The organism is Vogesella sp. XCS3 (assembly GCF_020616155.1).
Lineage (GTDB): Bacteria > Pseudomonadota > Gammaproteobacteria > Burkholderiales > Chromobacteriaceae > Vogesella.
This window is the reverse complement of sequence record NZ_CP085530.1, coordinates 300,243-324,781: the sequence shown is the minus strand read 5'-3', so window position 1 is coordinate 324,781 and position 24,539 is coordinate 300,243. Positions and strand designations below refer to the sequence as shown.

Below are 24,539 nucleotides of genomic sequence, written 5' to 3'. Positions count from 1 at the left end.
GCCATTGTACACCACGATTATAACTGTACCGTACAGTTTAATTATTGATCAAAATCATGAATCAGACCCTTCCCGCTTTCCATGCGCGTACCCGCCTGGCCCTGCTGCTGGGTGCCGGCAGCCTGCTGGCCGGTTGTGCCAGCATTCCCGACCTGCCCGCCAGCCCCGCCCTGCTGCCGGCCAGCCAGTTGCAAAGCCAGCAGACGCTGCCGGACAGCCACGGCGAGTGGGCGGGCGAGCACTGGTGGCAGCGCTATCAGGACCCGCAGCTGGACCAGCTGATGCAAGAAGCGCTGGCGCAGTCGCCGTCGCTGGACAGTGCCCGCGCCCGTCTGCTGCAAGCCGAAGGCCTGGCACAGCAGGCCGGCGCCACCCGGCAGCCCGGCGTCAGCGCCAACGGCGACTTCACCCGCCTGCGCCAGAGCCTGAATAACGGCATGCCAGCCGCCTTCGTGCCGCCGGGTTTCAACACCAGCAGCCGCGTGGCGCTGGACGTCAGCTACGAGCTGGATTTCTGGGGCAAGAACCGCAGCGCCATCGCCGCCGCCAGCAGCGCACAAGCCGCTGCCGAGGCCGAGCTGGCGCAAAGCCGGCTGCTGCTGACCACCGCCGTGGCCAGCCAGTACGCCGAGCTGGCGCGCCTGTTTGCCGACCGTGACGCCTGCCAGCAGGCGCTGAAGGTACGCAGCCAGAGCGAAGGCCTGATGCGCGAACGCGAAAGCCAGGGGCTGGAAAACCGCGCCAGCGTGGCCCAGGCGGCCTCGCGCCGCGCCGCTGCCCAAGCTGAGCTACTGGCCGCCGACGAAGCCATCACCCTGCAACGCCAGGCACTGGCCGCGCTGCTGGGTGCCGGGCCGGACCGCGGCCTGGCACTGCAACGCCCGGCGCTGACTGTCAGCCAGGCCCAGGCGCTACCGGCCACGCTGCCGGCCAACCTGATCGGCCACCGCCCCGACCTCGCCGCCGCCCGCCTGCGTGCCGAAGCCGCCGCCAGCCGCGTCCAGGTTGCCCGTGCCGGCTTCTACCCTAACGTCAACCTGAGCGCCTACGTCGGCGCGCAGAGCCTGGGGCTGGATGCGCTGACCCGTGCCGGCTCCGGCATTGCCGGTTTCGGCCCGGCCATCAGCCTGCCGCTGTTCCGCCAGGACGCGCTGCAAGGCAGCTACCGCAGTGCTCGCGGCGAATACGACAACGCCGTTGCCAGCTACAACCAGACCCTGCTGCAAGCGCTACAGGACATCGCCCAGGCGTACACCCGCCAGCAAGGGTTGGCCGCACAGCTGGCACAGCGCCAGCAGGCCACCGAGGCGGCCGAACGGGCGTGGGAGCTCACCCACGACCGCTACCAGGGCGGCCTGGCCAGCTATCTGGACGTACTGAATGCCGAAGACAGCGTGATTGCCGCCCGCCGCACGCTGACCCAGCTGCAAAGCCAGCAGGCACAGCTGGACATCGCCCTGACCAAGGCGCTGGGTAGCGACCAGTAGGGCCTGTTAACACTATTTCTTGCTGCGGCGCAGGCTCGAGAAGTTTTCCAATGCCAGGCGGAGGGCGATGCGCTGGGTGGTTCCCAGCGCAAGCCTGACAACGCCGCAGTGGGAAGCTTATCGGGCCTGCCCTTCGGGGCGCGCGCCATGCGGGGCACTGCTTTGTCAAACCGTGCTGGCAGGGATCGCCCTGCTGCGCCTGGTTTTTCGCGCATTGCCGCCACCTGACAAGCGCCGCCGCATCAAAAATAGCGTTAACAGGCCCTAGCCGACCTGACCCGACAACACCGATTGAGAGAAAGCACATCATGAGCGAACACACCCAAGCCCTGCCCGCGCAAGACATCCCGGCCGATGCGGCCAAGCCGGCGGCACGCCGCAAAACCCTGTTTACCCTGCTGGGCGGCGTGGTCGCCGTCGGCGCGCTGGCCTACGGCAGCTACTGGTACCTGGTAGCGTCCCACCATGTCAGCACCGACAACGCCTACGTAGCTGCCGAAATGGCGCAGCTCACCCCCGAGGTGAGCGGCACCGTACGCCAGGTGTCCGTAGTGGATACCCAGGCGGTAAAACGCGGCGACGTGCTGGTGCTGCTGGACGATACCGACGCCCGCCTGGCGCTGGCGCAGGCCGAAGCCGAGCTGGCGCGCGCCCAGCGCCGCGTACAGGGCTATCTGGCCAGCGACGAGGGTCTGGGCGCACAAGTCCAGGCCCGCGCTGCCGAGCAGGTGCGCAGCCAGGCACAGCTGGCATCGGCACAGGCCGAGCTGGAACGCGCGCGGCTGGACTACAACCGGCGCCAGGCACTGGCCAAAAACGGCTCGGTGTCCGGCGAGGAAGTCAGCAATGCCCGCAGTGCGCTGAACGTGGCCGAGGCAGCGTACCAGGCCGCCGAAGCGGCCGCCAAACAGAGTGCGGCCAACCTGCGCGCCGCCGAAGGCAGCCTGAAAGCCAACCAGACCCTGACCCGTAACACCAGCGTGGACACCAACCCGGAAGTAACACTGGCGCGCGCCAAGCGTGACCAGGCCCGCGTGGATCTGGCGCGCACCGTGATCCGCGCCCCGGTAGACGGCGTGGTGGCCAAACGCCAGGTGCAGCTGGGCCAGCGCGTGCAGGCCGGCAGCCAGCTGTTGTCAGTAGTGCCGCTGCAAGCCGTACACGTGGATGCCAACTTCAAGGAAGGCCAGCTGCGCACCGTGCGCATCGGCCAGCCGGTCACGCTGAAAGCCGACTTGTACGGCAGCGAGGTGGAATACCACGGCAAGGTAGCCGGCCTGGCTGGCGGCTCCGGCGCGGCGTTTGCCACCATCCCGGCGCAGAACGCCACCGGCAACTGGATCAAGGTGGTGCAGCGCGTACCGGTACGCATTGCGCTGGACCCGGCCGAGCTGCGCCAGCACCCGCTGCAAGTGGGGCTGTCGATGACCGCCACCATCGATACCCGTAGCGAATAAGGAAGCCGCATGTCTGCGCCCCACTCCCCACCCGCTTCTGCGCCGATTGTGCCGCTGCAAGGTGGCCAGCTATGGCTGGCGGCCCTGCTGCTGGCCGCGGCCAACTTCGTGGCCGTGCTGGACACCACCATCGCCAACGTGTCGGTACCCAATATCGCCGGCAGCCTGGGCGTGTCGTCCAGCCAGGGCACTTACGTCATTACCTCGTACGCAGTGGCCGAGGCCATTACCGTACCGCTTACCGGCTGGCTGGCAGCACGCTTTGGCACCGTACGGCTGTTTGCCGGTGCCATGATACTGTTCGGCGTGTTTTCGTTGCTGTGCGGTATGGCCACCTCGCTGGAAATGCTGATCCTGTTCCGCGTGCTGCAAGGCCTGGCCGGCGGCCCGCTGATGCCGATGTCGCAGACACTACTGCTGCAGATCTTCCCCAAGGAAAAAGCCGGTGCCGCCATCGGCCTGTGGAGCATGACCACGCTGGTGGCGCCGATCATGGGCCCCATTCTGGGTGGCTGGTTGTGCGACGAAGCCAGCTGGCCGTGGATCTTCTACATCAACGTGCCCATTGCCATTGCCTGCGGCTACTTTGGCTGGGGGCTGCTGAAACGCTACCAGAGCCCCCTCATGAAGATGCGTTTTGACACCATAGGCCTGGCGCTGCTGGTGCTGTGGGTGGGCGCGTTCCAGATCATGATCGACGAAGGCAAGAACCTGGACTGGTTCGGCTCGCCCATCATCGTGGGCCTGGCCGTGGTCAGCGCCATCGGCTTTGCCGCCTTTATGATCTGGGAGCTGACCGAGCGCAACCCGGTAGTGAACCTGCGTGTGTTCCGCCACCGCGGCTACTGGGTGAGCGTGGCCACCATTTCGCTGGCGTTCGGCTCGTTCTTTGGCGCCACGGTGCTGACGCCGCAGTGGCTGCAGGCCTATATGGGCTACACCGCCACCGAGGCCGGCCACGCCACCGCGATGAGCGGCATTCTGGCGGTGCTGGTGGCGCCGTTGGCCGCGCAGCTGTCGCAAAAGATGGACCCGCGCCCGCTTGTATTTGCCGGCGTGATGTGGCTGGGGGCGGTCACCCTGTACCGCAGCTTTGCCACTACCGACATGGATTTCTGGCAAGTGGCGCTGCCCTTGCTGTTCCAGGGCCTGGGCATGCCGTTTTTCTTTGTGCCGCTCACCGGCCTGGCCATGGCCAGCGTGGAACCGGAAGAAATGGCGTCGGCCGCCGGCCTGATGAGCTTCATGCGTACGCTGTCCGGCGCCTTTGCCACCTCCATCGTCACCACCGCGTGGGACGACAAGGCAAGCGGTTACCACGCCGAACTGACAGCACTGGTAGACAGCAGCCCTCAGGCGCTGCAGCAGCTGGGCGGTGGCAGTATCGATGCCGGTCGACAGCAACTGGGGCAGCTGATCCAGTCGCAAAGCATCATGCTGTCTACCAACGAGCTGTTCTGGCTGTCCGGCCTGTCTTTCGTGCTGGCCGCCTGCATGATCTGGCTGGCACCGCGCCCCACCCGCGTGGCCGACACCAGCCAGGCGCACTAGGGCCTGTTAACGCCTGGCGCAAGGTTGGCCGCAAGATGCGCACAAGGCCTGCCGGCATTGCCGGCAGGCCTTGTGCGTTAACGGGGCACTACACCACTCAGAAGCGGTAACGCGTGCTCAGCTGGAACTGGCGCGGGTTGCCCGGCATGATCTGCGCGCTGGAGGTGGCGCTGACGAAGTAGCGGCGATCGCTCAGGTTTTCCACCGCCAAGGTGGCGTCCCACGCTTTCTGGCGGTAGCCGGCGCGGGCGTCCCAGCGCTGGTAGCCCGGCAGCACCGTGGTGTTGGCACTGTCGGCAAAGCGCTTGCCTACCGCCGTAACGCCCACCTCGCCAAACCAGCCCTGGCTGGCGTCCACGCCCACGAACAGGCTGCCGTTATGCTTGGACACGTTGGCCGGGCGCTTGCCCTGGTTGGCCGGCTCGGCACGCACCAGGCTGGCATCCTGCACCGCCACACCGCCACGCAGATAGGCCTGGCCCGGCAAGCGGGCCTGGGCGCTCAGCTCCACGCCTTCGCTGCGTTGCAGGCCGTTGAGGATGGTGCGGCTGGGGTCGGCCGGGTCGGTGGTGCGGCGGTTGTACAGCTCCAGACGGTACAGCGACAGCGTGGTGGCCACACGGTTGCCCAGCCAGTCGCTCTTGATGCCGGTTTCGTACAGGCGGGTGTATTCCGGGTCCAGCGTATTGCCCTGGCTGCCCGGCGTCAGGCCGATCAGGCTACCGCCCACCGGGGCAAAGGTCTTGCTGTAGCTGGCGTACAGCGCGTGCGCCGGCAGGCCGTTCCACACCACGCCCAGGCGCGGGCTGAGGCTGCTGCTGTTGCGCGACTCGCTGGCGCCGGTATCAACGCGGCGGCTGCTCACATGGAACACGTCGTGGCGCAGGCCGGCCAGCAATTGCCAATCGCCCAGCGTCAGCTGGTCTTGCGCGTACACGCCGCGGCTGCGCACGCGGTGCTGGGCGTCGCTGTTGACGCGCATGGCGCCGTTGTACTGTGCAAGGGTCGCTGGGCGATACAGGTTGGCCGCAGCGATAGTGCTGGCGTTGTTGTACAGCTTGGGGCTGCGCTCCTGCCAGCCTTGATCGACACCCAGCAGCAGCTGGTGCTTGACGTTGCCGCTGTAGACCTCGCCTTCCAGCTCGGTCTGGCTGAGCAGGTTGTCGGCCTTCAGGTCTTGCTGCCAGCGCTGGCGGTTCACATTGTTACCGCTGACGCCGGTAACGTAGGTATTGTCGAACTGGCTATCCAGGCGGATCAGGCCCAGCAGGTGACGCAGCTGCCACTGCGCGTTGAGGTCGTAACTCAGGCGCGAGCGCAGCGACTGCGACACGTCGTGGATGCTATCGCGGCGGGTGTCGCTATACACGCTTTCCAGCGGCACATTGGCCGGTGCACCGTTCACGCCGGGGATGCCGCGGTCGGGCGTGCGGGTGTGCTCGTTATATTCGTACTGCAACAGCCAGTTCAGGTCCGGTGCCAGGCGCCAGTTCAGCGACGGCGCAAACAGCTTGCGGCTGCCCTCCACACCGTTGCGGAAGCTGCCGTACTCTTCTTGCGCGGCGTTCAGGCGCACGCGCACATCATCGCGCCACTCGCCGTTCAGGTCGGCCTGCAGGCGGTAGCGGTCATGGCTGCCCACTTCGGCGCTGAGGGTAGACGGCAAGCCTTTTTGCGGGCGCTTGCTGATGCGGTTGACGATGCCGCCGCTACTGCCACGGCCGTACAGTACGGCTGCCGGGCCCTTCAGCACCTCTACCCGTTCAATATTGCCCAGGTCGCGGGTGTACTGCATGTCGTCGCGAAAACCATCCAGATACATATCGGTACCGGCGCCAAAGCCACGGATGGTAACGCCATCGAAGCGGGTATCGCCGCTGGCGTCTACGCCCGGCACGCCGACCAGCGCCTGGCTGAGGCTGCGCTGGCCGTAGGCAGTGATCTGTTCGGTTTTCACGCTATCGATGGTTTGCGGTACCAGTTTGGCCGGCGTGCGGGTACGGGTGGCGGTGGTGACGTCCGGCAGGCGGGCGGCGCTAGCAGCGGCCTCGTCTGCGCTAACGGTGACTGTGGGCAGGGTCACGTCGGCCAGCGCCGGGCCGGCCAGCGCGGCCAGTACCAAGAGCGGCAGGGTTCGGGGGGTAAGGGTGTGCATCATGCGTTCGGGTCCGGAGAGGGTTGGCTGCCGTAGCCGTCTTGGCGGCACGGCTGTTGTAATGGGGCGCGAATAATACTGATTGTTATTTACAGCATCAACCCTGCTACAAAGGCGGACAAAGCGGAGATGACCCGCGCCACTGCGGCCAATGTCATATTTGCGCGACAGTCACAAACTTTTAATGAGAATTATTCTTGATAACAAGAATGAGAATGGATATCATCCAGCCATCGAATCAATCAATGCAGGAGCGGATGACATGAATGCCATGCTGGTAGGAGCAGATACTTTGGGCAATATCCCGGGGGTGCTGGACGAGTTCGGCATCAGCATCCACAAACACCTGAGCGGCCGTAACAGCTCGCACCAGCGCAAGCTGGACCGCCTGCCGGCCGGCACCGACCTGCTGATCCTGTTTACCGACTTTCTGGGCCACAACGTGATGAAGCACTTTCGCGAGCTGGCCAACGAAGAAAAAGTGCGCTTCATCGCCTGCCGCCGCTCGGTATGCTCGCTGAAGCAGCAGCTGAACTGTGTCGGCTTTACCGAAAAACAGCACTGTGCCAGCTGCCCCAATGCCTGCCAGAAACCCGGTAGCAGCGGCAAGGTGCGCAAGCACTAAGCTGCACACCAGACATAACGAGTCCGTACGCGGACGATCGCTTCCTCTTCATGTGATACGGCCAGCGGCGGGTAGCACGCTGGCCGTCTTTTTAGAGGCATCGTCCGCGGCCTAGCTGGCCACACGCCCTGCCCTTATTCGTCGCGGGCGCGGCGGATACCGCTACGCAGCTGCTGCATTTGCTGACGAAAATGCCGGCAATTGCGGCACAACAGCAGGTGAAACGACAAACGCACTTGTTCGCTGCGGCTCAGCGGGCGGTCCATGCCATCAGAAATCAGGCGGCTAGCCTGTTTGCAGCTCATCCCCATCACGCCCCCTCCTTCTGGAACCAGCGTAGCTCAAGGCATTCGCGCAAGCTCATGCGCGCGCGGTACAACATCACAGAGCAATTAGTCGCTGTTATCGATAAGTTCTGACAAATCTCGGCGATGTCCATATCCATCACCTCGCGCATGGCAAACACCATGGCGGTGCGCTTGGGCATCGCCTGCGCGCAGTGCTGGTATACCTGCCAGAACTGCTTGGCCAACAGCCCCTCTTCCGGCACACCCCAGGCGCGCACCGCCTGCTGCCACGCACCCTGGCCATCAAACAGGCCATCCAGGTCGGACAGGTCGGTGTTTTCGCTCAGGTCGGTGGCTACCTCGCGCTGCTGGCGACGTATGGTATCCACCAGCTTGAAGCGCAGTATGGAGATAAGCCAGGTACGCACGCTGGCCTGGCCGGCAAAACGCTCGCGCCCCTCCAGTGCGGCCAACAGGGCTTCCTGCACCGCGTCTTCGGCGGCGGCCTGGTCTTGCAGCTGGGCGCGGGCGTAGCGCAGCAGCCAGGGGCGCTCGGCTTCTATCTGTTCTGGGCTGGCACTCATGAGGTTCCTTAGCGACGAATGCAAAAATCGACCGCCTCGGACAGGCGCTCGACCGCGATGACTTCCAGGCCTTCTATGTCCTGGCGCGGCTTGTTGGCCGCCGGCACGATGGCGCGCTCGAAGCCCAGCTTGGCGGCCTCTTTCAGGCGCTCCTGGCCGCGCGCCACCGGGCGCACCTCGCCAGACAACCCCACCTCGCCAAACACCACCAGTTTCTCGGGCAGCGGCTTGTTCCGCAGCGACGATACCATGGCCAGAATCACCGCCAGGTCGGCGGCCGGTTCGTTGATCTTCACCCCGCCCACCGCGTTCAGGAACACGTCCTGGTCGAAGCAGGCAATGCTGGCGTGGCGGTTCAGCACCGCCATCAGCATGGCCAGGCGGTTTTGCTCCAGGCCCACGCTCAGGCGCTTGGGCTGGAAGCCGTGCGCGTCGTCCACCAGCGCCTGGATTTCCACCAGCAGCGGGCGGCTGCCCTCTTGCGTCACTAGCACGCAGGAGCCGGACACGTCGTCGCGGTAGCTGGACAAGAAAATGGCCGACGGGTTGGACACGCCACGCAGGCCGCGGTCGGTCATGGCGAACACGCCCAGCTCGTTGGCCGCGCCAAAGCGGTTCTTGATGGCGCGGATCATGCGGTAGCTGGAGTGGCTATCGCCCTCGAAATACAGCACGGTATCCACGATGTGCTCCAGCACGCGCGGGCCGGCCAGCGAGCCTTCCTTGGTGACGTGGCCCACCAGAATAATGGTAATGCCGCTTTGCTTGGCGATACGCGTCAGCTGCGCCGCGCACTCGCGTACCTGCGATACCGAGCCGGGGGCCGACGTCACCTGGTCGGAATACAGCGTCTGGATGGAGTCGATCACCGCCACTTCGGGCATTTCGGCCTGCAGTGCGGGGATGATGGCTTCCAGGCGGATTTCGGACAGCAGCCGCACGCGGCTGGCATCCACCGCCAGGCGGCTGGCACGCAGGGCAATCTGCTGCGGCGATTCCTCGCCGGATACGTACAGCACCTTGCGGTTGGCACCGATGGTCGCCAGCGCCTGCAGCAGCAATGTGGATTTGCCAATGCCGGGGTCGCCGCCCAGCAGGATGACAGCACCTTTCACGATGCCGCCGCCCAGTACACGGTCCAGCTCTTCGATACCGCACGATTCGCGCGGCACTTCGGCGGCCTGTACTTGCGACAGCTGCTGTACCGGCTGCGTTTGCGCAGTCCAGCTCTGGAAGCGCGCGTTGGCCGCAGCAGCAGGCGGGGTGGCCACGGTTTCGGCCAGGCTGTTCCAGGCGCCGCAGTGCGGACACTGGCCTTGCCATTTGGGCGAGGTGCCACCGCACTCGCCGCATTGATATTGCGTTTTGAGTTTTGCCATGGGGGAATTATGAGCCAGTCCTGCCGTCAGGTCACGGCAGCCAGCGCAGGCTAGTGTGATGCGGCGGGTTTGGCCGGGGCAGGTGCGGGTTTGGCGGCCGGGGCGGTGCCGCTTTTCTCGGCTTCCAGGTCGTTCAGGATATTCAGCAGACGGTTGTCGGTGGCGCTAGGCGCGCCTTTGTCGGCATTTTCGACCTTCTCGGCCCCGCGTACGGTAGACAGGATGGAGTCAATCAGCGGGTCGTGCTTGGCCAGCTCTTCGGCCTCTTCATTGGTAATCACCCGTTTGCCAGCGGGCACTGCAGGTGCCGCAGCGGCAGCACCGTGTGCCGGAGCCGCTGCGCCGCCGTGCGCCGCCGGGGCAGCTACAGGCTGATCACTTTTTTTTTGAGCCGGGTCGCCATGCGCCGCTTCGCCTGCGGGCGCAGGCGGCGGTGCCGATGCTTCGGCAGCCGCGGCAGGCGGCAAGACAGGGTCGGGTGGCGGAGTCACCGTTTCCAGCTTGTTCTTGGTCATGTACTCGTGCATTTCGCGCCAGCCGGCATACACCTGCGCCTTATCTGCGTCGGGGTTACGGTTGTAACACTCCTCCAGCGAACGGCCGGTCTGCCGACAAGACGCACCTATCGCCTTGTTGGACTCGGCCGCCAGCCCGCTGACATTCATGACCCAGTTGCAACCGGTGAGCAACACCAGCATGGGCAGTAACAGATAAGCCCGCATTCAGTATCCTTATGCAATAGTGCGCAAATCCAGCACCGTGGTTTCGCCACTGCGGCCACGGCTGGCGCCGCCTAGCCAGTACAGCATGTGCGGCATCAGGTCGGCCAGCTCGCCACGCTCGCTCTTGGCTTCGCCAGGGTGGGTGCGCGTGCGCTGCGGCGAGTTCACCGGGCCTGGCACCAACAGGTTTACCCGCAGGTTCGGGTACACGTCCCACTCGGACGCCGCCACCTGCATCAGATAGCCCACGCCGGCCTTGGACGCGCCAAACGCACCCCAGAATGGCCCCGGCTGCTGGCCGTGGGTTTCACCCACAAACACCACGCTGGCATCGGCTGCGCTAGTGAGCAGCGGCATGCAGGCACGGGTCAGCGCAAACGGCGCTACCGTGTTGATGCGGTACTGGTTCATCCATTCGTCAATGCGCTGGTCCACCAGCGGCGACAGCGCGTAAAAGTGCGCGGCGCAGTGCACGATGCCATCGAGGCGGCCTACCGCGTGCTTGATCTGGTAGGCCATGGTGTTGAAGTCGTCATCGCTGGCCTTGAGCAGATCCAGCGGGATGGCTACCGGTTCCGGGCCGCCTGCCGCTACGATTTCGTCGTATACCTTTTCCAGGCCTTTCACGCTGCGCGCCAACAATACTACGGTAGCACCGTGGGCGGCGGCGGCCAGTGCCGTTTCGCGGCCTATGCCCTGGGTAGCACCGGTAACCAGCACCACGCGGCCAGCCAGATAATCTTTTTCAAACGTTTGCGTCATTCTTTTTAGTCCAGTCCTGCATGAGGGTTCGGGCGGCTGTCACACCACTGCGCACAGCCCCTTCCAGTGTGGCCGGGTAGTCGGCACACAGCCAGTCGCCCGCGAGATAGGCGGATTCTACGCCAAGTCGCACTGCCGGGCGTGCCAGGCTAACGTTGGCCGCAAAAGTAGCGCGCTGCTCGGTAATCTGCCAATGCTGTTTCAGCGGCGGCAAATCCGGCACATGGCGCTGCATTTCGCCCAGCACCGCCGCCAGCAGCGCGTCGCGCGCCAGCGCGGCGTGCGGGCCGTCGGCACTGATCACCACCGACACCAGCCCCGGCTCGCCGCTTAATGCCTGGCGGTCGAACCACCATTGGCCGATACCGCTGGCCTGGCCGGTCATCACGGCGGGCAGCCGCACCCTGTCCTCAAACTGCAGGTACAGGGTAGTTATCGGCTGGTATTGCCATGCCTTGAGCAGTGCTGTCAGCGGCGCATGATCCAGCAAGGCGGCGGCGTGGTACGGCGCTACCGCCACCAGCACGGCATCGAAATACTCGCCATCCACGCGCCATCCACCGTTTTCGGGCTGCAGCGCGGCCACGCGCTGGCCCAGCCGGGTAGCCACGCCCTGTGCGGCCAACCATTGCAGCGCGGGGTCGACAAACAGCGCAGAGAGATCCACACGGGGCAGCAGTAGCTGGCTGTCACGCGCCGACGGCGCACCCAGGCTGTCGCGCAGCACATTAGCCAGCAGCTGCATGGATGCCTGCACCGACGGCGTATTGAGCGTGGCCAGAATCAGCGGCTGCCAGAAACGCTGCAGCAGCGCCTCGCTCTGGCCGTGTGCGGCCAACCATGCCTGAGCCGGCGCATCTTGCCCGATTTGCCAGCGCTGCCACCTGAGCCAGGTCAACAGCCGTGCCAACGCCAGCTTGTCGCGCCAGCGCAGGCCACGGGCGGTGAGCAGGCCCGCCAGCAGGTGCAACGGCGCCGGCCAGGCCGGGCAGCGCATGGCCATGCCGTCTACCTGCTGCCACACCAGCGGCTGTGCGGCCAACTGTGCGTCTACATCCACGCCTACGGTGCGCATCAGGCGCAGGCATTCACGGTAGGCGCCGATCAGGATGTGCTGGCCGTTATCCAGCGCCATGCCACCCAGCGGCACGCGCCGCGCCCGCCCGCCTGCGGCTTTGCCGGCCTCGTACAGCACCACACGGGCCGCGGGCGCCAGCTCGATGGCTGCCGCCAGCCCGGCCCAGCCGGCACCGATAATGGCAATGCGTGGGGTCAAGGCTTGTAGCCGAAGGTGGCGGTTTTCCACGCCAGCCACAGCTTGCGGCCGGGGGACAGCGACAGGCGCTGGTTCAGTACCTTGCGCGGGCCGTCCAGCTCGATTTCGTCCAGTGTGGCGCGGTAGATGGCCGCCATTACCAGGCCGATGCGCTGCGCCTTGCGGTCTGCCGCCGGCAGCAGCTGCCAGGCTTTTTGGTAGCTTTCGCGCGCACGCTGGATCTGGAAGCGCATCAGCGCGTCAAACTCTGGCGATTCCTTGTAGGCCATGATGTCGGCCGCGGGTACGCCAAAGCGCTGCAGGTCTTCCACCGGCAGGTACAGGCGGCCACGGCGCGCGTCTTCGCCCACGTCGCGGATGATGTTGGTGAGCTGGAACGCCAGCCCCAGCTCGTGCGCGTATTTCAGCGTGGCGCGGTCGGTGTAGCCGAAAATCTGAGCCGACAGCTGCCCCACAACCCCGGCCACGCGGTGGCAGTACAGCTGCAGGTCGCTGTAGCGGCTGTAGCGCGGCACGTCCAGGTCCATCTGCATGCCGTCGATAATCTCGGCCAGCCAGGCTTGCGGCAGGTCGAACGCGGCCACGTGCGGCTTGAGCGCCTGCATCACCGGGTGCGTGGGCGTGCCCTCGTACAGCGCCGCCAGCTCGGTACGCCACCACGCCAGCGTGGTACGCGCCACGTTGTCGTCGTGAATCTCGTCTACCACGTCGTCCACCTCGCGGCAAAACGCGTATAGCGCCACCATGGCGTCGCGCTTGTCGGCCGGCAGGTAACGGAAGCTGCTATAGAAGCTGGAGCCGCTGTTGGCCGCTTTGTCTTCGCAATATTGTTGGGGGGTCACGCCCGCCTCCTCTTTTTGCTGTACGGCGCGCTAAACGCCTTCCAGATAATGTACAGCCAGTCTTTCCACACCAGCACCGGGCGCTGTGTGAGCACATCGCCACGAGCGTCGTGAATCTTTTTCAGTATGCGCTCGCCACCCAGCACGATCATGCGCAGCTCCAGCCCCAGGCGGCCCTTGAGCTTCAGCGCCAGCGGCGAGCCGGCTTCCAGCATGGCCAGCGCACGTTTTACTTCTTTGTCCATCAGCATGGGCCACACGCCGCCGGCGTCGCGCGCGGCGATCTGAGACTCGGCCACGCGAAAGCGCGCCAGGTCTTCTTGCGGGATATACACGCGGCCTTTGTCCCAATCTACCGCTACATCCTGCCAGAAGTTGATCAGCTGCAGCGCGGTGCAAATGCCGTCCGACATGGCCACGCTGCGCGGGTCGTGCTCGCCGTACAGGTGCAGCATCAGCCGCCCCACCGGGTTGGCCGAACGGCGGCAGTAGTCCACCAGCTCGGCAAAATTCTGGTAGCGCGTTTTTTCCACGTCCTGGCTAAACGCCGACAGCAGGTCGTAAAACGGCGCCAGCGGCAGCGTGTACTCGGCGATGACCCCCGCCAGGCGCTGCATCAGCGCCGTCTGCGGCGCCTGCCCGGCCTCGATACGGCCCAGCTCGTCGCGTAGCGCCTGCAGTGCGGCCAACCTTTGTGCCGGCTGCGCGTCGCCCTCGTCGGCAATATCGTCGGCGTAGCGGGCAAAGTGGTAGATGGCGTGTACCGCCCGGCGCATGCGCCGTGGCAGCAGGATGGAACCCACCGGAAAGTTTTCGTAATGCCCTACCGACATGGCACGCACCTGGCAGAATCAAAGCGCGCATTATAAAGGCAAGTAGGCAGCAAACCGCAGCGCCGGCCATTTAACGAAAAAAATGCAGCACCATGCTTGACACGCCCAAAACGGGCGTCTATTATGCGCCCCACGTTGTGACCAACACACAACGCGGTAACGCCTCGTGGGGGTATAGCTCAGTTGGGAGAGCGCTTGCATGGCATGCAAGAGGTCAGCGGTTCGATCCCGCTTACCTCCACCACTAACAGACAAGAATCTGCCGCCTGGCAGGTTTGATGGATAAGTCCCCATCGTCTAGAGGCCTAGGACATCGCCCTTTCACGGCGGTAACCGGGGTTCGAATCCCCGTGGGGACGCCAAGACAAAAGCCCGTTGCGCAAGCAGCGGGCTTTTATCGTTTGCATGCGCATACCAAGCCTGATAAAAAGTTATAGAAACATATGGATAAAAGCTTGAGCGCCAGCACGAGCAAGCCTATGGACAACTTATCTCCCGCTTGCAGAAAATGCCATGAAAACGCTTTCTTCGCTGCTGGCAGACGCCAGGCACCGCCTATCAGTACTGCTGCGCTCGGATGAGGCGTTTGCCGAAGCCAAGTTTGTCGAGCACCGCCACTACGCTGCCATCGCGCTGATCATCGTCGCGCTGACCATGCCCACCCTGTGGCTGTGGGATCTCGCTGTCGACCCCATCCACGCCGAACTTACCATACCGTACCGCGCCTACTACCTGCTTGGCCTGCCACTGGGCGCCGCGTTTTTGCGCGCCAGATACACGCGCCACACCCTGATTACGCTGCTGGTAGCCTTTTTGCTGGGCAGCATCATTGTCTTTATCGAAATCCTCAAGCAGCTGGACAACGGCTTTATCTATGGCATGACCGGCTTCATGTACGGCATGCTCATTTCGGTGCTGGCCGCACAATGCCTGCCCGTCATCCCCGGCATGTCCTTTACCGTGGTCGCCATCCTGCTGCCACACCTGTACGCCGCCGCCGGCCTGGCCGAGCACTTTCCCCACCTGCACTACGGCATACTCATGTGGTGCGGGCTATTGCTGACCCTGGTAACGCAATACGCCATTGCCGACAACTACCTCAAGCGGCACCTTATCGAAAAAAAGCTCAAACACGCCTCCGAACACGACCCGCTATCCGGGCTAGGCAACCGCAGGCGGCTGAAGCAAGACCTGGAGCACGCCAGCAAACACGGCAGCAAGCTACCTGCCAAAAGCCTGCTCATCATCGACATAGATCACTTCAAGGCCATCAACGACCGCTTCGGGCACTACTACGGCGACTGCGCTATTACCAGCCTGGCCGAGATACTGCAGCAAATCGACCACCCGCAAAGCAGCTGCTACCGCATAGGCGGTGAAGAGTTCGCCATTCTGAGCTACCTGACACCCGACGACAGCGCCCGCATGGCCGAACAAGTACGCCTCAAAGCCGCCGCCACCGAGCTGCAAACCAGCAAACACGAAGTCATTACCTTTACCGTCAGCATCGGCCTGGCCAGCAGCACATTGCCGGACGAAGGCTTCGACAGCCTGTTCTCCCGCGCAGACCAGGCGCTGTACCAAGCCAAAAACAAGGGCCGCAACCAGGTCGTTATCCTGTAAGCCCCGCCCGCAGCGCAGTGGCACCACCCAATAAAAAGGTTGGCCGCCCTGGCATAGCTGCGGCGGCCAACCCTGCGGGGCGCGGCAAACGCTACGCATTGCTTCATTTAGCCCAAACTACATGGTGGGCACAACCTCCGGTTTTTGCCCACCCTACGTCAAACTACTACCGCACCAGCGCCGCCCCATCCCGTTGGAGCGAGCCGGGTCAAACGGCTTGCCCCAGGATTGTGCTGAGCGAATCGAAGATTCGCACGCGCAAGACGCCGATTTGTTTGAGCCCCGCGCCGTTAGCAAGGGGCGAGTTCGGCGGCGCCTGGGGCGGGCCGTTTGGCACGGGGTTTCGAGCAGCCCCGGGTCGCCTTTTCTTTGGGTACTTTCTTTTGGCGACGCAAAAGAAAGTACCCCGCCGCCGCGCGGAAAGCGGCAGACAATCGCGCCGCGCAGCGGCACACAAAACAAAAAGGTTGGCCGCGATACCGTGACGGCATGCGGCAAACGTTGGGCTTCATTTCATTCAGCCCAACTTACCGTGCTCACTTAGACCAGACCAAGATTATCAATCAATCCAAACCATACTTTCTACAGGCATAATCAAATCTTTTTATCTCGGCTCGCCACTTATCAATAAGTTTTTGCCTTTCCGCCTCCACATGATTTTCAGGAAATCTTTGCGATAGCTCCAGCTTTGCCAACCTCCACTCCAATCTAATTACAAATTGAATCAATATTTCCATATCATCCAAGCAATCTTTATAGCGTGAATCGCTATTCTTCATGAACTCCAAAGCTTGCAATTCGAGATCAAGAATTTTTTGATGAATTCTATCGGTTGGATTTAGCAGCATTAAAAAATCAATTTGTTTTTTCAGAATTTCTGATATAGAGCTGTTTTTATTACCCAAAGAGAATTCATGAAGCATAGCTGCATAATCAACATAAGACTCCCTCAGAGTTTGCATCCACTGCAATCTATTATTACAAACAACTGACCGCAGTTCACGATCTTTTTGGGCAAGCTGCATCCTTGCCGCATTGTAATTTTGACGATTTAACTCTTCCTGACTTTTAATAACATCCTTCTGTGCTCTCCAAGACAAAAAAGATGCCCCAAGAAAAAGTAGCAAAGTCACAACCAATGTTCCAAGCTGAACATAATCTGTAACACTAGTTGAAATATCAACAACTACCGGCTTTATTTCAATTGGAGAGCTCACTTGACCACCATTCAATTTCTCAGCAAAACACCTTGAAGACATAATCAGCAAAAACAGAGCAAAACCATGACTCAAGACCACACCTTTAGGATACATAAAACCCCCGTCACCTTTCGATGACGGGGGTTTTATCACGAATGACAACGCGCTATCAAGCCAACTTGACCAACTGCGCCTTCACCTTCTCCAGCTTGTCATTCAGCTCAGCCAGCTGCGCCTTGTCGCGCTCTACCAGATGCGCCGGGGCTTTATCGATGTAGCCCGGTTTTTCCAGCTTGGCGGTCAGTTTGGCCAGCTCCGCTTCCACCTTGCCCTGCTCTTTGGTGAGGCGGGCGGTTTCGGCGGCTTTGTCCACTTCCACCTTCAGCATCAGGCGGGCATTGCCAGACATGGCCACCGGCGCGTCGTCGGCTGGCAGGGCGGCTACGATGCTGCCTTCGGTCAGGCGGGCCAGCAGCTTCAGGTAGGGCACGAAGTCGGCGATGCTGGCGTCGGCGGTTTCGATGAACAGCGGCGCTTTTACCGCCGGGCCGATGCCCATTTCACCGCGCAGGTTACGCACGGCGTTCACCATGTCCTTGAAGGCGTCCATGCGCGCGTTGGCGGCGGCATTGATCTTCTCCGGCACGGCAACAGGCCACTGCGCCAGCATGATGCTGTCGGTGTGCTTGGCGTTGGCCAGCGGGGCCACGGTTTGCCACAGCTCTTCGGTGATGAACGGCATCAGCGGGTGAGTGAGGCGCAGGGCGACTTCCAGCACGCGCACGATGGTGCGGCGGGTGGCGCGCTGCTGCGCTTCGTTACCGGTTTGCAGCTGCACCTTGGCCAGCTCCACGTACCAGTCGCAGTACTCGTTCCAGATGAATTCGTAGATCACCTGGGCGGCCAGGTCGAAGCGGTAGGTTTCCAGCGCGTTGGTCACGTCGGCTTCGGCTTGCTGCAGGCGGCCGATGATCCACTGGTCGACAAAACTGTATTCCAGCGGCAGGGTTTCGTCCTGGCCGCAGTCTTTGCCTTCCACGTTCATCATCACGAAGCGGGTGGCGTTCCACAGCTTGTTGCAGAAGTTGCGGTAGCCTTCGGCACGTTTGAAGTCGAAGTTCACCGAGCGGCCCAGCGTGGCGTAGCTGGCCATGGTGAAGCGCAGCGCGTCGGTGCCGTAGGCCGGAATGCCGTCCGGGAACAACTTTTCGGTGGCTTTGGCGATGGCCGGGGCTTTTTCCGGGCGGCGCAGGCCGGTGGTACGTTTTTCTACCAGCGGGGCCAGCGCGATGCCGTCGATCAGGTCGACCGGGTCGATGACGTTGCCTTCCGACTTCGACATCTTCTTGCCTTCGTGGTCGCGCACCATGCCGTGGATGTAAACGTCACGGAACGGTACCTTGCCGGTGAAGTGCTTGGTCATCATGATCATCCGGGCTACCCAGAAGAAGATGATTTCGTAGCCGGTAACCAGCACGTTACTGGTAACAAAGGCGTTGAGGTCCGGCGTGTCTTGCGGCCAACCCAGGGTGGAGAACGGCACCAAGGCGGAGCTGAACCAGGTGTCCAGCACGTCCTGTTCGCGGCGCAGGGTTTTGCCCGGCGCTTTGGCCTGGGCTTCGGCTTCGGTGCGGCCAACGTAGATGTTGCCGTCTTCGTCGTACCAGGCCGGAATCTGGTGGCCCCACCACAGCTGGCGACTGATACACCAGTCCTGGATGTTGTTCATCCACTGGTTGTAGGTGTTGACCCAGTTTTCCGGGATGAAACGCACTTCGCCGCTGGCCACAGCGTCGATGGCTTTTTGTGCGATGGACTGGCCGGTGGCGTCGCCCTCGCCCACTTTGCTCATGGCCACAAACCATTGGTCGGTGAGCAGCGGCTCGATCACGGTACCGGTACGGTCGCCGCGCGGCACCATCAGTTTGTGCGGTTTGGTTTCCAGCAGCAGGCCCTGGGCTTCCAGGTCTTTCAGCATGGCTTTGCGGGCGTCGGCGGTGGAGAGGCCGGCGTAGGCAGCCGGCAGCTCGATGCTGCCCTGGGCGCTGCCGTCAAAGCCGAATACTTGCGCTTTGGCCAGGATGGTGGCGTCCAGGCTCATCACGTTGATCAGCTGGGTGCTGTGGCGCTTGCCGACTTCGTAGTCGTTGAAGTCGTGGGCCGGGGTGATCTTGACGAAGCCGGTGCCGAATTCTTTATCGACGTATTCGTCAGCGATAACCGGAATCTGGCGGCCGGTGAGCGGCAGCTCGACCAGTTTGCCGACCAGGTGGGCAAAGCGTTCGTCGGTGGGGTTCACTGCGACGGCCACGTCGCCGAGCAGGGTTTCCGGACGGGTGGTGGCCACGGTGATGAACTCATCGCTGCCCACTACCGGGTATTTGATGTGCCACATGTGGCCGTCTTCTTCCTCGGAAACCACTTCGAGGTCGGAGATGGCGGTGCCCAGCTTGGCGTCCCAGTTGGACAGGCGCTTGCCACGGTAGATCAGGCCTTGCTCGAACAGGCGCACGAATACTTCGGTGACCACATCGGCGCGTACGTCGTCCATGGTGAAGTATTCACGGCCCCAGTCTACCGAGCAGCCTACACGGCGCATCTGGCTGGTGATGGTGCCGCCGGATTTTTCTTTCCATTCCCATACCTTGGCGGTAAAGGCGTCGCGGCCCAGGTCGAAGCGGCTGATGCCTTGCTCGGCCAGCTGGCGCTCTACCACGATCTGGGTGGCAATACCGGCGTGGTCGGTACCCGGAATCCACACCGTGTTGTCGCCCTTCATGCGGTAGTAACGGGTCAGGCCATCCATGATGGTCTGGTTAAAGGCGTGGCCCATGTGCAGCGTGCCGGTCACATTAGGTGGTGGCAGCTGGATGGCAAAGGACGGCTTGGTGGTGTCCATGTGCGGCTTGAAGTAGCCGGACTGTTCCCATTGATCGTACCAGCGACGTTCGATGTCGCCCGGCTCGTAGCTTTTGGCAAGTTCCATGGTCATGGTGTGAATTCGGTCTGAGTGAGGCAAAAATGGCTGAAATTATAAACCGATCTGCTGCACTGCGTCCCGCTTGCTGCCATGAAGCGTTATCAGATGACACGTTGGCCGCGACAATCCGCACAAAAGCCATGTATATATGGTTAAGCAACACTGCTTTTCTATATGGCCCGCCACCAGGCGGCTGCAACCTGGCCCAGATTTGAACACCATGTCCAGCAACAAGATTTTACTGGTAGAGGACAACACCTCTGTCTTGCGCACCATGCAGCGCATCATCGAAAACGACGGCTTTTCTGTGGTGTGCGCCACTACCCTGCGGGAAGTGGAAACCATTCTGGCCCAAGGCGAGCACAGTTTCATGGCTTGCGTGCTGGACTATTGCCTGCCAGATGCCCCCGATGGCGAAACCCTGCCGATTGTACTGGCCAGGAAAATCCCGACTATCGTGCTGACAGCGCGCAGCGATATGGAAACGCGCGAAAAGGTATTGCTGCAGGCGGTGGTGGACTACGTGCCCAAAGACACGCCGGCTGCGTTCGAATACACCATCAAGATGATACGCCGCATCCACCACAACCCCGGCATACGGGTGCTGGTAGTGGACGACTCGGTAACCATCCGCAGCTACCTGCGCCAGCTGCTGCGCCGCCACCTGTACGAGGTGCTGGAAGCACCGGAAGCCGATACCGCGCTGCGCATGCTGCGCGACGACCCGACCATCCGCCTGGTGCTGTCCGACCACGACATGCCGGGCAAAAACGGGGTAACCATGGTCAGCGAGATCCGCCGTTTTCGCAGCCACGAAGAGCTGGCCATTATCGGCATTTCCGCCAGCCAGGACCCGGCCATGACTGCCCGCTTCATCAAGGCCGGCGCGGACGATTACCTGAACAAGCCATTCAATCACGAAGAGTTTTTTTGCCGCGTGACACGTAACGTGGAATTTGTGGAAAACTTGCGCGCACTGTCGCGGGCAGCACACGAAGACCCGCTGACCGGCCTGCCGAACCGCCGTTATTTCTTTGAAAACGTACTGAAGCAGACCCAGCCGTTTGGCGTGGCCATGGTCGATATCGACCACTTCAAGCACATCAACGACCGCTTTGGCCACGATATCGGCGACCTGGCGCTAAAACTGGTGGCCGACCTGCTGCGCGCCCAGTTCCCCGGCAAGCACATTGCCCGCTTTGGCGGCGAGGAGTTTGTCATTCTGGCGCAGGCCCGCAGCGAACAGGACATGCTGGCAGCGATGGAAGCCTTCCGCGCCAGCGTAGCCGACGCGGTATTCCCCACCAGCCAGGGTGATTTGCAGTTTACGCTGAGCATTGGCGTGGCCGCCGGCCTGCCGGATGTCAGCGCCCTGCTGAAGCTGGCCGACGAGCGCCTGTATATGGCCAAGAGCCGTGGCCGCAACCAGGTATGCACCGGCTAAGCCAGTACAGTCGTAAAAAAACCCGCCAGTGTGCGGGTTTTTTCATGGGTCAATACAGCCTGTTAGGCCGCCTTGTTCAACACCCAGTCCAGCCAGCGCGTGGGCAGCAGGCGTTTGAGGTACCAGAATACGTGAGTGGGCGTGGTCACGCGGTAGCGCGCCGCCGGGTGCGCGGCGGCCAAGGCTTGCTCCACTTTGGCCAGCACGGCCGTACCTGGCAAGGTAAACGGCGCGGCGTGGCCTTCTTTCTTCAGGCGCTGCAGCTGTTTTTCGTAGCTGTCGCGGTGCACGCTGCCCTGGATATCCACGTTTTGCAGGAATTTTTGCAAGGCATTGGGGCGAAAGCGGCTTTCGATGGGGCCCGGCTCGATCAGGCTGACAAAAATACCGCTGCCGGCCAGCTCCAGCCGCAGCGTGTCGCACAGGCCTTCCATGGCGTACTTGCTGGCGTTGTAGGCACCACGGTATTTCATGGCGGCAAAGCCCAGCACCGAGCTATTGAACAGGATGCGGCCATGGCCCTGGCGGCGCATCACCGGCAACACGGCGTTCATCAGCTCCCAGGCACCAAACAGATTGGTTTCAAACTGCTGGCGCATGGCCTGGCGGCTGATATCTTCTACTGCACCGGGCTGGCCGTAGCCGGCATTGTTGAACAGGGCGTGCAGCGTGCCGCCGCTGCGCTGCAGAACTTCATCCAGCGCCGTGCGTATGCTGTGGCTATCGTCTACATTAAGTTGCAGGGCATCGATAAAACCCTGCGCTTGCAAAGCGGCGACGTCTTCGGCACTGCGGGCGGTGGCAAACACACGCCAGCCCTGCATCTGCAGGCCGCGCGCCACGTCCAGGCCTATGCCGCTGGAGCAGCCGGTAATCAGGATGTTTTTTTGTGTCATCGGTTGAACCAGTTAAAAGACATGCCTGTCAAACTGGCGCATATGTAACAATATGTACATCGCGCCGGGCGGTACGTTTACTAACAAAACCGGCAGATAATAACAAAACCTCACCACAGCCTTCACTCAAGGAGTATTCAACATAATGGAACAGGCCCTCCCCTCTATCGGATCGCCTTTCTTCTATACGGTGTTCTTCGTGGCCGTACTGATCATGATCGTCATCGACATGGTAGCGCTCAAGCAAAGCGGCTCGCACAAAGTGTCCATCAAGGAAGCAGCCGGCTGGTCGGCTGTATGGGTAGCCGTAGCCTGCGCCTTTGGCGGCTGGCTGTGGTGGACACTGGCCAACGACCCCGCCTACGGCGAGGTCGTTGCCAAGCAGAAAGCACTGGAGTTCTTTACCGGCTACGTGATTGAAAAATCGCTGGCGGTAGACAACATCTTTGTGTTCCTGATGATCTTTGCCTTCTTCAAGGTACCTGCCGAATACCAGCGCCGCGTGCTGCTGTACGGTGTATTCGGTGCCATCATCCTGCGTACCGTCATGGTGTTCCTGGGCGCGGCGCTGGTGAAAGAGTTCAGCTGGATCCTGTACGTGTTCGGTGCTTTCCTGCTGTTTACCGGCCTGAAAATGATGCTGCCGGAAAAAGAGGAAAAAGAAGACCTGGCCAATAACGGTTTGCTGAAGTTCCTGCGCAAGCATATCCGCATGACCGACGATTACCACGGCGAGGCGTTCTTTGTCGTGAAAAACGGCATGCGCTACGCCACGCCGATGTTCCTGGTACTGGTGTTTGTCGAGCTGTCGGACGTGGTGTTTGCGGTAGACAGCATCCCGGCGATCTTTGCCGTCACCATGGACCCGTTCATTGTGCTGACGTCCAATATCTTCGCCATCCTGGGCTTGCGCGCCATGTTCTTCCTGCTGGCCGACGTGGCAGACCGTTTCCACCTGCTGCGCTATGGCCTGGCTATCGTGCTGTCGTTCATCGGGGTGAAACTGCTGATCCTGAAGTTCGTGCACATCCCGGTGGCCATCTCGCTGGGCGTGGTGTTCGTGGTGATCATTGGCTCGGTTGTGGCCTCGCTGATGTTCCCGAAAAAAGCCGCTTAAGCGTACCCATCCGGCCTGCTGCCTGGCGGCAGGCCGCCTTGCAAACCCCCTTCTGCCCGCCAAAGGGGGTTTGTCTTGTCTGCGGCACCTGCACCGCTGCCATGCCGACGGTTTTGTTGCCGCTTTGTTGCGCAGCGGAAAACCCCTACAATGGCGGCCAACCGTTATAGATGCAGAAGGACACGCGCCATGGCCAAAACCGCCAAAGCCCAAGCCAGTTTCGAAAGCGCGCTGGCGCAGCTGGAGGACATCATCCAGGCGATGGAAGGCGGCGACTTGCCGCTGGATACCGCCCTGACGTCGTACAAGCAGGGCATAGAACTGATCAAGTTCTGCCAAGGCAAGCTGGCAGACGCCGAACAACAGCTGCGCGTGCTGGAAAACGACGAACTCAAGCCGCTGGACCTCACCGATGGCCAATAACACCTTTACCGGCTGGATGACCCATACCCAGCAAACCGTGGAAAGCACGCTGGAGGCATTGCTGCCCAACCCGGCCCGTGCCCCGCACATGCTGCACGAAGCCATGCGCTACAGCACGCTGCAAGGCGGCAAACGCGTACGCCCGCTGCTGGCTTTTGCCGCCGGCGAGCTCACCGGCGCCGATGCGGCCAACGTAGCCCGCGTAGCCTGCGCAGTGGAGATGATCCACGCCTACTCGCTGGTGCACGACGACATGCCGTGCATGGACGACGACGTGCTGCGCCGTGGCAAACCCACCTGCCACGTGCAGTACGACGAAGCCACCGCCCTGCTGGTAGGCGACGCCCTGCAAACACTGGCCTTCGACGTGATGGCCAGCCCGCTACCGGGTGTAGACGCTACGCGCCAGCTGGCCATGGTGAAACTGCTGGCCCACGCCAGCGGCCACGCCGGCATGGCGGGTGGCCAGGCTATTGACTTGTCCAGCGTGGGCACCGCACTGAACCAGCCCGAGCTGGAATTCATGCACATGCTGAAAACCGGTGCGCTGATTCGCGCCGCCGTACTATTGGGCGCATACTGCGGCCAAGCTTTGACCGAAGCGGAAGAAACCGGGCTGGACCACTTTGCCAAGCGCATGGGTCTGGCCTTCCAGGTGGTAGACGACGTACTGGACTGCGAAGCCGACACCGCCACGCTGGGCAAAACCGCCGGCAAGGATGCGGCCAACGACAAGCCTACTTATGTGAGCCTGATGGGCCTGGGCGAGGCAAAACAGTTTGCCCGCGACCTGTACGACGACGCGCTGGCCGCGCTGACGCCGTTTGGCGACCGTGCCGACCGCCTGAAACAGCTGGCCGACTACATCGTGGCACGCTCGTTCTGACCATAACAAAA

21 protein-coding genes and 2 tRNA genes are annotated in these 24,539 nt (G+C 62.3%); 11 read left to right on the top strand and 12 right to left on the bottom strand.

The window, feature by feature from the left end; genetic code table 11:
* The first annotated feature begins 56 nt into the window (after window positions 1-56).
* The 3 genes from LCH97_RS01595 to LCH97_RS01585 all read left to right on the top strand — a co-directional run bounded on the left by LCH97_RS01595 (window position 57) and on the right by LCH97_RS01585 (window position 4,495).
* Complete coding sequence (locus tag LCH97_RS01595; RefSeq protein ID WP_227303058.1) at window positions 57-1,487, top strand: efflux transporter outer membrane subunit; 1,431 nt, start codon at window positions 57-59, stop codon at window positions 1,485-1,487.
* A gap of 308 nt (window positions 1,488-1,795) precedes the next feature.
* Window positions 1,796-2,944 (top strand): HlyD family efflux transporter periplasmic adaptor subunit, encoded by a 1,149-nt coding sequence (locus tag LCH97_RS01590; RefSeq protein WP_227303057.1) that lies wholly within the window; start codon window positions 1,796-1,798, stop codon window positions 2,942-2,944.
* 9 nt (window positions 2,945-2,953) lie between these two features.
* Window positions 2,954-4,495 carry a DHA2 family efflux MFS transporter permease subunit gene (locus tag LCH97_RS01585; RefSeq protein WP_227303056.1) on the top strand — a complete coding sequence of 514 codons (1,542 nt, stop codon included), beginning with the start codon at window positions 2,954-2,956 and terminating at the stop codon, window positions 4,493-4,495.
* A 97-nt stretch (window positions 4,496-4,592) separates the two neighbouring features.
* On the opposite strand, the gene LCH97_RS01580 is transcribed toward LCH97_RS01585, so the two are convergent.
* Complete coding sequence (locus LCH97_RS01580) at window positions 4,593-6,653, bottom strand: TonB-dependent siderophore receptor (protein WP_227303055.1); 2,061 nt, start codon at window positions 6,651-6,653, stop codon at window positions 4,593-4,595.
* 259 nt (window positions 6,654-6,912) lie between these two features.
* Between LCH97_RS01580 and LCH97_RS01575 the strand changes: the two genes are divergently transcribed.
* Window positions 6,913-7,275 carry a DUF2325 domain-containing protein gene (locus tag LCH97_RS01575; RefSeq protein WP_227303054.1) on the top strand — a complete coding sequence of 121 codons (363 nt, stop codon included), beginning with the start codon at window positions 6,913-6,915 and terminating at the stop codon, window positions 7,273-7,275.
* Between the two features lie 134 nt (window positions 7,276-7,409).
* Here the strand turns inward: LCH97_RS01575 and LCH97_RS01570 are convergent, their stop codons facing one another.
* Genes LCH97_RS01570 through hpnC form a run of 8 tightly spaced genes read right to left on the bottom strand, consistent with a single transcriptional unit; the run spans window position 7,410 to window position 13,960 of the window.
* The gene (locus tag LCH97_RS01570; protein ID WP_227303053.1) at window positions 7,410-7,580 is read right to left on the bottom strand and encodes a zf-HC2 domain-containing protein; all 171 of its coding nucleotides are present in this window, start codon (window positions 7,578-7,580) and stop codon (window positions 7,410-7,412) included.
* A gap of 5 nt (window positions 7,581-7,585) precedes the next feature.
* Window positions 7,586-8,146, bottom strand: a complete 561-nt coding sequence (locus LCH97_RS01565; RefSeq protein ID WP_227303052.1) for a sigma-70 family RNA polymerase sigma factor — start codon at window positions 8,144-8,146, stop codon at window positions 7,586-7,588.
* 8 nt (window positions 8,147-8,154) lie between these two features.
* Window positions 8,155-9,525: a DNA repair protein RadA gene (gene radA / locus LCH97_RS01560; protein ID WP_227303051.1), complete on the bottom strand. Its 1,371-nt coding sequence runs from the start codon at window positions 9,523-9,525 to the stop codon at window positions 8,155-8,157.
* Between the two features lie 50 nt (window positions 9,526-9,575).
* Entirely contained in the window at window positions 9,576-10,247 is a 672-nt protein-coding gene (locus LCH97_RS01555) for a hypothetical protein (protein WP_227303050.1), read from the bottom strand.
* A 9-nt stretch (window positions 10,248-10,256) separates the two neighbouring features.
* Window positions 10,257-11,009, bottom strand: coding sequence for an SDR family oxidoreductase (locus LCH97_RS01550; protein WP_227303049.1), 753 nt, complete (start codon window positions 11,007-11,009; stop codon window positions 10,257-10,259).
* Window positions 10,993-12,285 carry a hydroxysqualene dehydroxylase HpnE gene (gene hpnE, locus LCH97_RS01545; protein WP_227303048.1) on the bottom strand — a complete coding sequence of 431 codons (1,293 nt, stop codon included), beginning with the start codon at window positions 12,283-12,285 and terminating at the stop codon, window positions 10,993-10,995. The genes LCH97_RS01550 and hpnE overlap by 17 nt, the downstream gene beginning before the upstream one ends.
* Window positions 12,282-13,127 carry a presqualene diphosphate synthase HpnD gene (hpnD, locus tag LCH97_RS01540; protein WP_017507910.1) on the bottom strand — a complete coding sequence of 282 codons (846 nt, stop codon included), beginning with the start codon at window positions 13,125-13,127 and terminating at the stop codon, window positions 12,282-12,284. Before hpnD ends, hpnE begins: the two co-directional genes overlap by 4 nt.
* The gene (hpnC, locus tag LCH97_RS01535) at window positions 13,124-13,960 is read right to left on the bottom strand and encodes a squalene synthase HpnC (protein ID WP_227303047.1); all 837 of its coding nucleotides are present in this window, start codon (window positions 13,958-13,960) and stop codon (window positions 13,124-13,126) included. The genes hpnD and hpnC overlap by 4 nt, the downstream gene beginning before the upstream one ends.
* Before the next feature lie 168 nt (window positions 13,961-14,128).
* Between hpnC and LCH97_RS01530 the strand changes: the two genes are divergently transcribed.
* The 3 genes from LCH97_RS01530 to LCH97_RS01520 all read left to right on the top strand — a co-directional run bounded on the left by LCH97_RS01530 (window position 14,129) and on the right by LCH97_RS01520 (window position 15,583).
* Window positions 14,129-14,204: transfer RNA gene (locus LCH97_RS01530), tRNA-Ala, on the top strand.
* A 42-nt stretch (window positions 14,205-14,246) separates the two neighbouring features.
* A tRNA-Glu gene (locus tag LCH97_RS01525) sits at window positions 14,247-14,322 on the top strand.
* A gap of 151 nt (window positions 14,323-14,473) precedes the next feature.
* A complete protein-coding gene (locus LCH97_RS01520) occupies window positions 14,474-15,583 on the top strand; it encodes a GGDEF domain-containing protein (protein WP_227303046.1) in 1,110 nt (369 codons plus the stop codon).
* Window positions 15,584-16,146: 563 nt separating this feature from the next.
* On the opposite strand, the gene LCH97_RS01515 is transcribed toward LCH97_RS01520, so the two are convergent.
* Window positions 16,147-16,896 (bottom strand): hypothetical protein, encoded by a 750-nt coding sequence (locus tag LCH97_RS01515; RefSeq protein ID WP_227303045.1) that lies wholly within the window; start codon window positions 16,894-16,896, stop codon window positions 16,147-16,149.
* Between the two features lie 55 nt (window positions 16,897-16,951).
* On the bottom strand, window positions 16,952-19,768 hold the full coding sequence (locus LCH97_RS01510; protein WP_227305229.1) for a valine--tRNA ligase: 2,817 nt from the start codon (window positions 19,766-19,768) through the stop codon (window positions 16,952-16,954).
* Between the two features lie 214 nt (window positions 19,769-19,982).
* Between LCH97_RS01510 and LCH97_RS01505 the strand changes: the two genes are divergently transcribed.
* Complete coding sequence (locus LCH97_RS01505) at window positions 19,983-21,206, top strand: response regulator (RefSeq protein WP_227303044.1); 1,224 nt, start codon at window positions 19,983-19,985, stop codon at window positions 21,204-21,206.
* Window positions 21,207-21,268: 62 nt separating this feature from the next.
* On the opposite strand, the gene LCH97_RS01500 is transcribed toward LCH97_RS01505, so the two are convergent.
* The gene (locus LCH97_RS01500; protein ID WP_227303043.1) at window positions 21,269-22,102 is read right to left on the bottom strand and encodes an SDR family NAD(P)-dependent oxidoreductase; all 834 of its coding nucleotides are present in this window, start codon (window positions 22,100-22,102) and stop codon (window positions 21,269-21,271) included.
* Between the two features lie 145 nt (window positions 22,103-22,247).
* Here LCH97_RS01500 and LCH97_RS01495 point away from each other — a divergent pair, with 145 nt between their 5' ends.
* The 3 genes from LCH97_RS01495 to LCH97_RS01485 all read left to right on the top strand — a co-directional run bounded on the left by LCH97_RS01495 (window position 22,248) and on the right by LCH97_RS01485 (window position 24,528).
* A complete protein-coding gene (locus tag LCH97_RS01495) occupies window positions 22,248-23,219 on the top strand; it encodes a TerC family protein (RefSeq protein ID WP_227303042.1) in 972 nt (323 codons plus the stop codon).
* A gap of 189 nt (window positions 23,220-23,408) precedes the next feature.
* Complete coding sequence (locus tag LCH97_RS01490) at window positions 23,409-23,642, top strand: exodeoxyribonuclease VII small subunit (RefSeq protein WP_144373043.1); 234 nt, start codon at window positions 23,409-23,411, stop codon at window positions 23,640-23,642.
* On the top strand, window positions 23,632-24,528 hold the full coding sequence (locus LCH97_RS01485) for a polyprenyl synthetase family protein (RefSeq protein ID WP_227303041.1): 897 nt from the start codon (window positions 23,632-23,634) through the stop codon (window positions 24,526-24,528). Before LCH97_RS01490 ends, LCH97_RS01485 begins: the two co-directional genes overlap by 11 nt.
* Window positions 24,529-24,539: the final 11 nt, after the last annotated feature.

Excerpts from the sequence above, each read along its gene's own strand:
- LCH97_RS01595 (WP_227303058.1), top strand. The coding sequence starts at position 57 with ATGAATCAGACCCTTCCCGCTTTCCATGCGCGTACCCGCCTGGCCCTG.
- LCH97_RS01590 (WP_227303057.1), top strand. The coding sequence starts at position 1,796 with ATGAGCGAACACACCCAAGCCCTGCCCGCGCAAGACATCCCGGCCGAT.
- LCH97_RS01585 (WP_227303056.1), top strand. The coding sequence starts at position 2,954 with ATGTCTGCGCCCCACTCCCCACCCGCTTCTGCGCCGATTGTGCCGCTG.
- LCH97_RS01580 (WP_227303055.1), bottom strand. The coding sequence starts at position 6,653 with ATGATGCACACCCTTACCCCCCGAACCCTGCCGCTCTTGGTACTGGCC.
- LCH97_RS01575 (WP_227303054.1), top strand. The coding sequence starts at position 6,913 with ATGAATGCCATGCTGGTAGGAGCAGATACTTTGGGCAATATCCCGGGG.
- LCH97_RS01570 (WP_227303053.1), bottom strand. The coding sequence starts at position 7,580 with ATGAGCTGCAAACAGGCTAGCCGCCTGATTTCTGATGGCATGGACCGC.
- LCH97_RS01565 (WP_227303052.1), bottom strand. The coding sequence starts at position 8,146 with ATGAGTGCCAGCCCAGAACAGATAGAAGCCGAGCGCCCCTGGCTGCTG.
- radA (WP_227303051.1), bottom strand. The coding sequence starts at position 9,525 with ATGGCAAAACTCAAAACGCAATATCAATGCGGCGAGTGCGGTGGCACC.
- LCH97_RS01555 (WP_227303050.1), bottom strand. The coding sequence starts at position 10,247 with ATGCGGGCTTATCTGTTACTGCCCATGCTGGTGTTGCTCACCGGTTGC.
- LCH97_RS01550 (WP_227303049.1), bottom strand. The coding sequence starts at position 11,009 with ATGACGCAAACGTTTGAAAAAGATTATCTGGCTGGCCGCGTGGTGCTG.
- hpnC (WP_227303047.1), bottom strand. The coding sequence starts at position 13,960 with ATGTCGGTAGGGCATTACGAAAACTTTCCGGTGGGTTCCATCCTGCTG.
- LCH97_RS01520 (WP_227303046.1), top strand. The coding sequence starts at position 14,474 with ATGAAAACGCTTTCTTCGCTGCTGGCAGACGCCAGGCACCGCCTATCA.
- LCH97_RS01515 (WP_227303045.1), bottom strand. The coding sequence starts at position 16,896 with ATGTATCCTAAAGGTGTGGTCTTGAGTCATGGTTTTGCTCTGTTTTTG.
- LCH97_RS01510 (WP_227305229.1), bottom strand. The coding sequence starts at position 19,768 with ATGGAACTTGCCAAAAGCTACGAGCCGGGCGACATCGAACGTCGCTGG.
- LCH97_RS01505 (WP_227303044.1), top strand. The coding sequence starts at position 19,983 with ATGTCCAGCAACAAGATTTTACTGGTAGAGGACAACACCTCTGTCTTG.
- LCH97_RS01500 (WP_227303043.1), bottom strand. The coding sequence starts at position 22,102 with ATGACACAAAAAAACATCCTGATTACCGGCTGCTCCAGCGGCATAGGC.
- LCH97_RS01495 (WP_227303042.1), top strand. The coding sequence starts at position 22,248 with ATGGAACAGGCCCTCCCCTCTATCGGATCGCCTTTCTTCTATACGGTG.
- LCH97_RS01490 (WP_144373043.1), top strand. The coding sequence starts at position 23,409 with ATGGCCAAAACCGCCAAAGCCCAAGCCAGTTTCGAAAGCGCGCTGGCG.
- LCH97_RS01485 (WP_227303041.1), top strand. The coding sequence starts at position 23,632 with ATGGCCAATAACACCTTTACCGGCTGGATGACCCATACCCAGCAAACC.